Origin of the sequence: Aeromonas sp. HMWF017 (assembly GCF_003061465.1) — a bacterium.
Lineage (GTDB): Bacteria > Pseudomonadota > Gammaproteobacteria > Enterobacterales > Aeromonadaceae > Aeromonas > Aeromonas veronii.
The window spans coordinates 49,624-60,438 of sequence record NZ_QAJD01000145.1; the positions used below are offsets into that span (position 1 = coordinate 49,624).

General features: G+C 57.9%; 9 protein-coding genes and 1 pseudogene. 3 read left to right on the plus strand and 7 right to left on the minus strand.

What is annotated here, in order from left to right:
• Nucleotides 1-11: 11 nt before the first annotated feature.
• From DBR30_RS15070 to DBR30_RS15090, 5 genes are all read right to left on the minus strand, one after another.
• Nucleotides 12-566, minus strand: coding sequence for a VOC family protein (locus DBR30_RS15070; protein WP_181363595.1), 555 nt, complete (start codon nt 564-566; stop codon nt 12-14).
• Nucleotides 560-1,324 carry a DNA repair protein gene (locus DBR30_RS15075; protein WP_108541804.1) on the minus strand — a complete coding sequence of 255 codons (765 nt, stop codon included), beginning with the start codon at nt 1,322-1,324 and terminating at the stop codon, nt 560-562. Before DBR30_RS15075 ends, DBR30_RS15070 begins: the two co-directional genes overlap by 7 nt.
• Before the next feature lie 191 nt (nt 1,325-1,515).
• Nucleotides 1,516-2,241: an oxygen-insensitive NADPH nitroreductase gene (gene nfsA / locus DBR30_RS15080; protein ID WP_108541803.1), complete on the minus strand. Its 726-nt coding sequence runs from the start codon at nt 2,239-2,241 to the stop codon at nt 1,516-1,518.
• Between the two features lie 71 nt (nt 2,242-2,312).
• Nucleotides 2,313-3,878, minus strand: a complete 1,566-nt coding sequence (locus DBR30_RS15085; protein WP_108541802.1) for an AbgT family transporter — start codon at nt 3,876-3,878, stop codon at nt 2,313-2,315.
• Between the two features lie 143 nt (nt 3,879-4,021).
• The gene (locus DBR30_RS15090) at nt 4,022-5,974 is read right to left on the minus strand and encodes a putative bifunctional diguanylate cyclase/phosphodiesterase (protein WP_108541801.1); all 1,953 of its coding nucleotides are present in this window, start codon (nt 5,972-5,974) and stop codon (nt 4,022-4,024) included.
• Between the two features lie 861 nt (nt 5,975-6,835).
• Here DBR30_RS15090 and DBR30_RS15095 point away from each other — a divergent pair.
• Genes DBR30_RS15095 through DBR30_RS15105 form a run of 3 tightly spaced genes read left to right on the plus strand, consistent with a single transcriptional unit; the run spans nt 6,836 to nt 9,291 of the window.
• On the plus strand, nt 6,836-7,774 hold the full coding sequence (locus DBR30_RS15095) for a LysR family transcriptional regulator (RefSeq protein WP_005337171.1): 939 nt from the start codon (nt 6,836-6,838) through the stop codon (nt 7,772-7,774).
• Nucleotides 7,775-7,828: 54 nt separating this feature from the next.
• Nucleotides 7,829-8,851 carry a response regulator gene (locus DBR30_RS15100; protein WP_108541800.1) on the plus strand — a complete coding sequence of 341 codons (1,023 nt, stop codon included), beginning with the start codon at nt 7,829-7,831 and terminating at the stop codon, nt 8,849-8,851.
• An 8-nt stretch (nt 8,852-8,859) separates the two neighbouring features.
• Nucleotides 8,860-9,291: a PAS domain-containing protein gene (locus tag DBR30_RS15105; protein ID WP_042081919.1), complete on the plus strand. Its 432-nt coding sequence runs from the start codon at nt 8,860-8,862 to the stop codon at nt 9,289-9,291.
• A gap of 90 nt (nt 9,292-9,381) precedes the next feature.
• Here the strand turns inward: DBR30_RS15105 and ltaE are convergent, their stop codons facing one another.
• Together ltaE and DBR30_RS22275 are read right to left on the minus strand one after the other, a co-directional pair.
• Nucleotides 9,382-10,401: a low-specificity L-threonine aldolase gene (ltaE, locus tag DBR30_RS15110; RefSeq protein ID WP_005351141.1), complete on the minus strand. Its 1,020-nt coding sequence runs from the start codon at nt 10,399-10,401 to the stop codon at nt 9,382-9,384.
• Nucleotides 10,402-10,513: 112 nt separating this feature from the next.
• Nucleotides 10,514-10,815: pseudogene (locus DBR30_RS22275) on the minus strand (short-chain dehydrogenase); the annotation flags it as partial.

Genomic DNA, 10,815 nt, shown 5'->3' on the forward strand with positions numbered 1-10,815 from the left:
TGAGCGCAGGATCACTCCTGATCGAAATAATCCGCAGGCACCGCGACCACAGCACCAGTCGCCATCTCTTCGGCGATCACCTCCGCCAGCGAGCGCAGATGAAACTTGATCTGTCCGGAGGGCAACATCAGGCCAATATCGGGGTTGCGGCTATTCTGCATGTTGCCGGTTTTGAATGGCAGCTCGGGATAGCACGCTACCAGATCTTGCAGTGAAGTGACCACCAGCTCGATATGTTCCAGCCCCGCCTGATGGACGCGACCCGGTTTCGGTGCAGCCAGCTCGATACAGGGTACCTGTACCTCACCAGCCAACAGCGGCTGATGCAACTGATAAGTGGCGATGGGACGTCCGCCAATCATCCCCTCCACCAGCAAGGAGCCCGCCTCGGCCAGCACAGCACATAGCGCGCGGTATTCCTGCAGGGTAGCCGCCCGATAACAGAGGTGATCGACCGTTGGCCGGGAAATGGTGACGCCAGTGGCGGCCAGTTCGGCCAACAGCTGAGAAACAAATGGGGCCATTGGCCCCAGTGTGGAATCGAGTGGGTGGGACATGCTTACCATTTCTTCTTGGGTTGAAACAGGACATCGAGCTCGTCAGCTTCCTTGTCCTTGATGTTTTGCAGATCCTGCGCGCTGTTTTGCTGCTGCAGCTCTTCAAGCTCCTTGAGCCCCTGACGCATATCTTCTTCACGGGCCAGCAGATAGGGATCCTTGTCGCCCACGCTCGCCATGGCCGACAGACCCTTGGTATAGAGCTGGCGGCATGTACCATATTGGCCCTGAATGCGGGCATCCATCGCCCGTTTGACCAGATTCGAGATGTTGATCTTGAGCTGCATCAGCTCAAGGCGGCGATCTTCTTGGGCAAACCCTTGCGGATCAATCTTGCCCTTGTTGTGCTCGACCCGCAGCACGGCCCGCATCTTCTTGACCAGCTGCAGCATCTGGATAGCCTGGCGATCGGACTCGGGCGTCTTGAAGTGCCCCTCATCCTGCGCGCTGTAGTTCTCCTGCACATTCTTGATCTGGGTCTGCACATCAACGATACGCTGCTTGATCTGATTGTTCGGCATCACCTGGGCGATGGCGCGATAGGCATCAAGGATCCGGTGCTGCAACAGCAACACCATGTTCTTGGAGAAAGGCACCAGATTGACGTTCAGCAACACTTCTTCGGTCTCGTCAGCCACCGTCTTGTGTCTGGCAACGGCGTGACGCTTGTCCGCCTCTGCCTTCTGCTTATATTGCTGCACCACGTTATAGGCGATAACCAAAAACAGGAGTGCGCCAATAGACAGCAATACCAAAGTTAAAATCATAGGATGTCCAAACCCCTGTTCCTATCCAATTGCGTGATCCTACAACAGCTTACCCACTTAAGGTAGCCTGCAGATCCCCCCTTGCCCACGATTTGTCACCAAGCTGTGCCCCCGGTCTCAGGGAGAGATTGCAGGATCAGGGGATGATGACCATGACGGTCACCTCCCCATAGTATCGCCCATCAGCGCCATTACTTGAGGTTAAAGCCCCGCGATTGCAGGAATCCCAGCATAAAAGGGCGGGACTCCTTGCCCAGAATGGCGCGGATCTGGCCACTCCAGGTCTGCTGTTTGTTGTTGCTGCTGCGGGCCTGATAGTAGTCCGCGATCTGCTGATCGTACCGGGCCAGCAGGTCGTGATCCAGCTCGTGCTGGTAGCGCTCCTGATGCACCACCAATCCCCTAGGCAGACGGGGTTTCTGCTCCGGCTGCTGGGCAGGATGACCAAGGCAGAGGCCAAACAGCGGGATCACCTGATGGGGCAAGCCCAGCAGCTCGCTCACCTCGGACGGATGGTTGCGAATGCCGCCGATATAGACCCCGCCCAGCCCCAGCGACTGGGCCGCCAGAAGGGCGTTTTGCGCCATCAGGGCGCCGTCGATGGCACCGATCAGCAACTGCTCCGCATAGCCGGTCTGGGCCTCGGGCACTATCTGGGTGTGGCGGTGGTAATCGGCGCAGAACACCAGAAACTCGGCCGCCTGCACCACATAGGGTTGATTGCCCGCCAGCATGGCCAACTGCTGACGCGCCTCGGGCTCGCAGACTCGCACAATACTGGTCACCTGCAAAAAGCTCGAGGTCGAGGCTGACTGGGCGGCGGCGAGTATGGCATCCAGCTGCTGCGGTGCGATCGGCTCGGCAGTGAACTGACGAATGGAGCGATGGGAAAGGATAAGATCGATGGTCTGATTCATGGCACCTCCAGAGTGAGGTAACACCATAGCGAAAAAAACGAGGGAGCCCAAGGCTCCCTCGCACACCCAGCTTAAGGGGCCGGATAGACGTAAGGGGCTTGCAACCCGAGCGGGAAGCCGAGCGCCCAGTAGAGTAGCAGGAAAATCGTCCAGCTCACCAGGAAGGCCAGCGAGTAGGGCAGCATCATGGAGACCAGGGTACCGATCCCGGTGCTCTTCACATACTGCTGGCAATAGACCACCACCAGCGGGAAGAAGACCATCAGCGGGGTGATGATATTGGAAGCAGAATCCCCGACCCGATAGGCCGCCTGGGTCAGCTCGGGGGAGATCCCCACCGCCATCAACATGGGTACCAGGATCGGGCTGATCAGCGCCCACTTGGCGGAGGCCGAGCCGACTACCAGATTGACGCTGGCGGTCAGCAGGATCATCCCGACGATAGTCACCTCACCGGGCAGCGCCAGCGCATGGAGCACCTCGGCACCGGAGAGGGCCAGCAGGGTGCCCAGGTTGGAGTCGCCAAACGCCTTGATAAAGAGCGCGCAGAAGAAGGCCATCACCATGTAGGAGCCCATCTTGTTCATGGTGGCCGACATGGCATCGATCACATCCTTGCCACTCTTGAAGCTGCCTGCGACAAAGCCGTAGACAATCCCGGGCAGGATAAAAAGCAGGAAAATGAGCGGCACTATGGACTTCATCACCGGCGCGGCAAAGGTGGTCAGGGAGCCATCGGCAGCACGCAGCGGTGAATCGCTCGGAGAGAGCGCCAGCGCCAGCAGCACGATAGCCGCCAGCATGGCAAACCCGGCCCAGTTGAAGGCCCGGCTCTCTTGCGCGCTGTAGCGCCCCATCTCGTCGGCACTCTCCAGATCCTCGTTGAGCGCCACATGCTTGAGGCGCGGCTCCACCACCTTTTCGGTGATGAACCAGCCGACGCAGATGATCAGCAGCGAAGAGGCACCGGTAAAGATGATGTTGCACAGGGTGTTGACCATGTAGTCAGGATCGAGCAACTGAGCGGCGGACTGGGTAAAACCCTGCAGCAGCGCATCCCCGCCGGAGGGCAGGAAGTTGGCGGCAAAACCGCCGGAAACGCCGGCAAAGGCAGCGGCGATCCCCACCAGCGGATGGCGTCCGGCAGCGTGAAAGATGATGCCACCGATGGGGATCACCAGCACATAACCCGCATCTGCGGCGGTGTGGCTGACGATCGCTACCAGGATCAGCATGGGAGTGAGAAAACGGGCAGGCGTCACTTTCAGCAACTTTTTCAGACCGGTATTGATAAAACCGGACTGCTCGGCCACCCCGACCCCGAGCATGGCCACCAGCACGATCCCCAGCGGGGCAAAGCCGGTGAAAGTGGTCACCATGGTGGAGAGAAACTCGGCCAGACCGGCACCGGTCAGCAGGTTGTTGACCACTACCGCCTCCCCGGTACGGGGGTTGACCAGATCAAACTGGAATTGTGACAACACCCAGGAACCGACCCAGACGATCGGCAAGGCGTAGAGGAACAGCATGGCGGGGTCGGGTAATTTGTTCCCGGCTTTCTCGACGCCATTGAGGAAACGGTTCAGCCAACCCTTGGGAGGGCTGGCCGGACGGTCATTGACAGCAGCATGACTCATTATTGCGATACTCCTTTCCCTAGAAACGAGGTCGCATGCTAGCAACTCCAGCCAATCCGTCTCATGACCGATCGCAAAAGAATGATTAATTTTGATTAAATATTACGGAATAAAATCCCAAGTTGTGGTCTAACGCACACTTGTTACTCTGCCATTACGGCATCTAGCAGTGGATAACGCCCAACCTGGCACTCCACCACAAAGCCGTTCGCCTCGACTTGCGCTACAGTCAGCGGCTTGCTGAACAGATATCCCTGGAACACATGGCACCCCTGGGTCTGCAGGGCGGCCAGCTCGTGAGGCTCCTCCACCCCTTCCGCCATGATCCCCAACCCCAGATTGGTGGCCATGGCCGCAGTCGCCCGGATCACCGGCAAGTTGAGACCGACCACGAAGGAGCGATCCAGCTTGATGTTGTTGATCGGCAACCGGTTGAGATAGGCCAGCGAGGAGTAGCCGGTACCGAAATCGTCAATGGCAATCTTGATCCCCTGCTCGCTCAAATCGTCGAGAATGCCGAGGCACCCCTTCATATCGAGCATCAGCACGGTTTCGGTCAGCTCCAGCGTCAACAGGGAGGCATCCACCCCGTGCAGCTCCAGCTGCTGGCGAACTTGCCCGGGCAGCGCCGACGAGAGCTGGAAACCGGAGAGGTTGACGGAGACCGGCACCCGCTGATGGAAGCGCTTCTGCCAGCTGGCGACCTGTGCCAGCGCGGTGGAGAGCACCCAGCTGCCGATCTCGCGGATCAGCCCCATCTCTTCGGCCAGCGGGATAAATTCCACCGGCGACACATGGCCGAGCACCGGGTTGTACCAGCGCAGCAGCGCCTCGTAACCGATCAGACGCCGTTTGGCGGCATCGACCTGCGGCTGGTAACAGAGGCTCAGCTCCTGACGGCCGATGGCCTTGGCCAGAAACTGTTTGAGATTGAGCTTGCGCTGCAGGGTCTGTTGCATGCTGGGGGTGAAACGCTGCCAGCGCAGCCGCCCCATCTGCTTGGCCTGATACATGGCCATATCGGCACGGGTGATAAGGTTGTCCCCGTCATCCGCATCATCGGGATAGATGGCAATACCGATGCTGCCGCCGATGGTCACCTCCGGCAGCCCGCTCAGTTGCAGCGGCTTGGTCATCTGGGAGAGCATCTGATCGGCCACCTCTTGCGCCCGATCCCCCTGATTGCCCAGCGGCACCAGCGCAGTGAACTCGTCGCCACCGAGGCGAGCCAGCTCCACATCCCGCGGGCAAATCTGCTTGAGGCGACCGGCAACGCGCTCCAGCAGGCGATCTCCCGCCTTGTGGCCGTAGTTGTCGTTGACCAGCTTGAAGTTGTCCAGATCCATGAACACCAGCGCGAAACGCTCACCCAGACCGCAATAGGCCTCGAGGGATTTCATCAAGCCATAACGGTTGAGCAGGCCGGTCAGGGAGTCGTGCCAGGCGAGGTGGCGATGCTCCAGCTCTTCGAGTTTGCGATCGGTAATATCCCGCATGGTGAGCAGAATGCGGGCCCCCTGCTGGATATAGCGGAACTGATACTGGAACCAGCGCATCCCCTTGAGGGTACGGCACTCCCCCTCGGTCACCACTTCATCGAGACGGGAGAGCTTCTGGTAGAAGCTGTCATCATTGCCGGAGAAAACCTGGGAGAGCTTGGCGATCTGGTGGCCGAAACACATTTCGAAGTGATAGTTGCCACTCTCGAACACACCATGGCTATCGAACAGGCAGGCAAGGGTATCGCCGGTTGCCAGCGAGGACTCCTGATAGAGGGTATCGGAGTCGAGCACCGCTTCGGTCATCATCATCAGACGGCCAGCCAGCTGAATGCCAGAGAGGCGTAGATAGATCTGCTTCTTGACCCCCTTTGGGGAGAGGGTCCACCACTCGTTGTAACTGCGCCCCTGCTGAAAATCACCCAGATAGCGCTGTAGCAGCAGATCGATGGCGGTTGCCATATCGGCAGAGAAGTCGCGGGAGCAGAGTTCGTCGAGAGACGTCGCCTCCCACACGGAGAGCGCGGCGCTGTTTGCCCAGAAAATATGGTGATGCTCGATGTCATAAACCCAGATCGGGGTATGCAGAACATCCATCGTCTTCAGTAACCGTTCGTCAAGCGTATTCATCTGGTCAAGGTCATTCATGCTGGATGGTCACTGGTTAACCGGAAAACAGATCTGGCAAACCGCTAGCTGCAGAATGCAAGGTGCAAATACATCTTGGCCATTATCCCTTTTCACATAGCCAAGAGCGGACAAAACTATTTCAGATATCAACAACAGGGCAGCCTGTAAGGCAATACTACAAAGGACTCAGCCAAGGACCCTGTTAATCCAGGCAAATCATATAGTCGATTTTTAACTTTTTTCCCCAGTAAAAACAAGCACTAAGAGCTATCCACTCGAGACCTTGAAAGCGCAATTGCATATTTGCTGCGACAAACTTGTTATTAACATTTAAATCAATGGTGGAAATAGTCATCACTCTCTGTCACAAAGCTTCCATTAATTAACCAAGCGGATGGATAAACAGCCAAAAAAACGCCAAAACGGACAAAAATAGTTCACTAAGGCGGAATTGATATACCCCAAATTCATTTTTCAACAGGCAATAAGCAAAACCCGAATATATGATCTGCATCACATTGGCTGTGGATGGCAAACCACCCCAACTGAGCACCCAGAGCAACCCTGCGCCCTTCCATCAGGTTGCAATATCGGCCTTCGCCCGCGGTTATAGCGGAACAAATCAGGGAATATGGCAAGCATCACTGCCGCAGTACCATTTGACATCGTGCCAAAATAATCACCAGCTCGGGGAAACTGAGATGACGGGCGGGTGGATAACTGGTATCAACAGAAATCGAATCCAGATCAATTAAACGCTGAATTACCCTTGCCAACCCGGAACGCTCTTTTTATGGTTGCCCCCTTGTTACACCCAGAACAGCGTTTATGAAGCACATCGAAGAGTTCTACCTGTTCGTCAAGGTGGTGCAAGAGGGAGGATTCTCCCACGCTGCAGCCGCACTGGGCATGCCAACAGGCACCATCAGTCGACGCATTTCCCAGCTGGAAGAGCAACTGGGTTGCTCCCTGCTACATCGCTCTACCCGCAAGCTCCGCCTGACCGATGATGGCCTCAGATACTACGAACGTCTCTGCACGCCACTCGCACAAATCGAGCAGGCCACCAGCGAGATCCAGGGTCAAGAGGCCGACATCACCGGGCTTATCCGGATAGCTGCGCCGATCGCGCTCTCCAACACCATCCTCATCGATATGCTGGCCGAATTCGGACTGCACTATCCCGAGGTACAGTTCGATATCACCCAGACCAATGATCACCAGCACCTGTTCGACAATGATCGGGATCTGGTGTTCTTCAACGGTGAGCTGCCCCAGTCGCTGCCCAATGCGATCTGTCTCGGCCATATCGAGTACGGTCTGTTTGCCTCACCACTCTATTTGACCAAAAAGGGCACCCCCTCCCATCCCAACCAGCTGGAAGAGCACGATCTCATCTACTGCTGGCCTCACCAGCACTGGCAGCTGACCGACAAGGATGGCCAGAGCGTCTGCATCAAACGCAGCGCCAAACTGACCGTCAACCAGACCCAGGCCGCGGTACGCGCAGCCCGACGTCATCTGGGGATCGTCAACGCCCCGCTGCACTATCTGAGCAGCTTCCTCCATGACGAGCAGCTGGTGCCGGTACTGACCGACTGGCAAACCGGCAATCGCCCCTTCTACATGTTGTGTTGCCAGCACCAGTTCGCTCCGTTGCGTGTTAAGATGTTCGTTGAATTTGTTGAAAAATACTCAGCACGCTATCGCAATCGGCAGTGGGACAATCAATTTTCACAAGGTGATAGCCTCACCCATTGCATCTGACCGTTAGCGGGCCACACTTATAGCATCCCTTGCCAACAGAGCCTGCCTAACGCCATGAATGTATTGATATGTGATGACTCCGGGTTCGCCCGCAAACAGCTGGCGCGGGCGCTCCCGGCCGACTGGAAAGTCGATTTGCACTACGCAGCCAATGGTCTCGAAGGGATCGAACAGGTGCTGATGGGTCATGGCGATCTCATCTTCCTCGATCTGACCATGCCGGAAATGGACGGTTACGGCGTGCTGGAGACCCTCCAACGGGAGGGTCTGCGCAACAAGGTGATCGTGGTCTCCGGCGATATCCAGCCAGAAGCCTATCAGCGGGTCATGGGGCTGGGGGCGCTCGATTTCATCAAGAAGCCTGCCGCCCCTGACACCCTGCTCGCCCTGCTCAAAAAGCATGGCTTCTGGAGCGCAGCCCCAATCGGTCAGCCGAGCGCAGCCGAATCGTTGCCCAGCGGGGTGATCGCCGATGCGGGTGTCATCATCACCCCGGAGATTCGTGACGTCTATCAGGAGCTGGCCAACGTCTCCATGGGTCAGGCGGCCGACTTGCTGGCCCGCCTGCTCAACGCCTTCGTGGTACTGCCCATCCCCAACGTCAACGTGCTGGAGGTCTCCGAGCTGCACATGGCCCTCTCGGCTGCCGCAGACTCTGACACCCTCTCTGCCGTCTGTCAGGGCTTTATCGGCGCAGGGATTGCTGGCGAGGCGCTCGTGCTGTTCCATGACGCCAGTTTTCAGGATCTGGCCAAGCTGATGAACCATCCGGGTGCGCTGGATCGCACCGCCGAACTCGAACTGCTGATGGATACCGCCAACGTGCTGATCGGCGCCTTTCTGCGCGGCTACGCCAACCAGCTAGATACCCCCTTCAGTCAGGGCCACCCTGTGGTCCTTGGCCAGCACAGATCCATCAACGAGCTGATCAATACCAACAAGAGTCGCTGGCGCCGTACCCTTGCCATCGAGATCAACTACCGGATCCAGGATTATGCGGTGCAGTGTGATCTGCTGCTGCTGTTTACCGAAGATTCCATCGCCACCATGAACAACAAAATCATGCACATGCTCTAGGAGTGACTATGGAAATCCGTGAATTTCATTGGCTGATGAACATAGTCCAGAACCTGGACGTAGGCCTGGTAGTGCTCGACAAGGAGTACAAGGTACAGGTGTGGAACGGCTTTATGGAGAGCCACAGCGGCCGACTGGCCAGTGACGTGCGCGATGGCGTACTGTTCGAGCTCTTCCCCGATGTGGACAAAGCCTGGTTCGAGCGCAAGGCCAACATGGTCTTCAAGCTCAATAACCGCGCCTTCAGCACCTGGGAGCAGAAGCCCTATCTGCTGCGTTTCTCCAACTATCGCCCCATTACCGGCTCGGCCCCCCACATGTTCCAGAACCTGACCCTGGTACCACTGGCCGATTTCGGCGGTCAGGTGACCCACATTGCGGTGATGATCTACGATGCCACCGATGAGGCCATGCTGATGAGCGGCCAGCGGCAGGCTTGAGCTTGCTGCAAATAACAGAGGGCGCCGCGGCGCCCTCTGTTATTTCGGTATAAACAGGTCTCAGTATAACCTCTACCTCACCGAGCCGCCTCAACGCGCCCCGAGATACTCGGTGAAAGCGTCGATCACCTCTTCAATATCGTCATCGTTGATCTGCAGATGAGTCACCAGCCGCAGCTCGCCGTAACCGGAGAAAAGGATCCCCCGCTCCTTCATAAAGGCCAGCAGAGGGGCCGATTCCCCCTCACGCAGCCGCAGGAACACCATGTTGCTCTGCACCAGCGAGAGGTCGAGCTCGATGCCCGGCAGTGCAGCCAACCCTTCGGCCAGCCGTTTGGCACGGCGGTGATCATCGGCCAGACGGGTCACATGCTGCTCGAGGGCAAACAGACCGGCTTGCGCCAGAATGCCCGCCTGGCGCATGCCACCTCCCAGCATCTTGCGTAAGCGGCGCGCACGGGCGATGAAATCGTGGCTGCCCACCAGCAGCGAGCCCACCGGTGCACCCAACCCCTTGGAGAGACAAATCGAGATACTGTCAAACGGTGCAGCGATCACCTCGACCGGGGTCTCGCTGGCCACGGCGGCGTTAAAGAGCCTGGCGCCATCGAGATGAAGCTTCAAGCCGCGCTCGGCAACGAATGCCCCCATCTCCTGTAGATAGGAGAGCGGCAGCACCTTGCCGTTGTGGGTGTTCTCAAGGCAGATCAGGCGAGTCTGGACGAAGTGGGCATCATCAGGGGCCAGCGCGGCCTTGATATCATCGAATGCCAGTGTGCCATCGCGCTGCATCGGCAAGGGTTGCAAGGCCACTGAGCCCAGCACGGCACTCCCCTGCGCTTCATAGCGATAGATGTGAGCGGCGTTGCCGAGGATGGCCCCCTCACCGCGCTGACAGTGGCTCATCACCGCCAACAGATTGGACATGGTGCCGGACGGCACAAACAGCGCCGCCTGTTTGCCCAGCAATCTGGCCCCAAAGGCCTCCAGCGCGTTGACGCCCGGATCTTCACCATAGACATCGTCACCGACTTCGGCGTGGAGCATGGCTTGACGCATGGCGTCAGTAGGCTGGGTGACGGTGTCACTTCGTAAATCGATATAGCGCATGAGATCCCTCCTGAAACAGGAGAGTGACGTTAGCCATGCGCCCCTCGCTTGGCAAGGGGCGCATGAGCAGAATGTGAAGCCAATAGACGTCCATAGAACCCGCAGGCGGGATTTACCAAGGCAGCGGCTGACCGTTGAGATCCAGTAGCTGACCCGATTGGGTCAACGATAACCCCTTGATGAGATTGAGCAGTTTCACCGCCACCTCGGCAGGCTCCTGTAATTGTTCCACAGGCAACTCGCTCAGAAAGGGAGCATTCATCGGGGACTCCATCAAGCCAGGCGCCACCGCCACCACCCCCGCTTGCGGGAAACGTTGCGCCCACTCGAGGGCCAGCGTTTTCACCCCCATGTCGAGGGCCGCCTTGCTCATCCGGTAGCTGTAACGCCCCCCCTCCAGATTGGCGGTGATGG

What these genes read in the sequence shown, in the direction of transcription:
- DBR30_RS15105 (WP_042081919.1), top strand. Translation starts at nt 8,860, where the DNA reads ATGGAAATCCGTGAATTTCATTGGCTGATGAACATAGTCCAGAACCTG.
- nfsA (WP_108541803.1), bottom strand. Translation starts at nt 2,241, where the DNA reads ATGAATCAGACCATCGATCTTATCCTTTCCCATCGCTCCATTCGTCAG.
- DBR30_RS15100 (WP_108541800.1), top strand. Translation starts at nt 7,829, where the DNA reads ATGAATGTATTGATATGTGATGACTCCGGGTTCGCCCGCAAACAGCTG.
- DBR30_RS15090 (WP_108541801.1), bottom strand. Translation starts at nt 5,974, where the DNA reads ATGGATGTTCTGCATACCCCGATCTGGGTTTATGACATCGAGCATCAC.
- ltaE (WP_005351141.1), bottom strand. Translation starts at nt 10,401, where the DNA reads ATGCGCTATATCGATTTACGAAGTGACACCGTCACCCAGCCTACTGAC.
- DBR30_RS15085 (WP_108541802.1), bottom strand. Translation starts at nt 3,878, where the DNA reads ATGAGTCATGCTGCTGTCAATGACCGTCCGGCCAGCCCTCCCAAGGGT.
- DBR30_RS15095 (WP_005337171.1), top strand. Translation starts at nt 6,836, where the DNA reads ATGAAGCACATCGAAGAGTTCTACCTGTTCGTCAAGGTGGTGCAAGAG.
- DBR30_RS15070 (WP_181363595.1), bottom strand. Translation starts at nt 566, where the DNA reads ATGGTAAGCATGTCCCACCCACTCGATTCCACACTGGGGCCAATGGCC.
- DBR30_RS15075 (WP_108541804.1), bottom strand. Translation starts at nt 1,324, where the DNA reads ATGATTTTAACTTTGGTATTGCTGTCTATTGGCGCACTCCTGTTTTTG.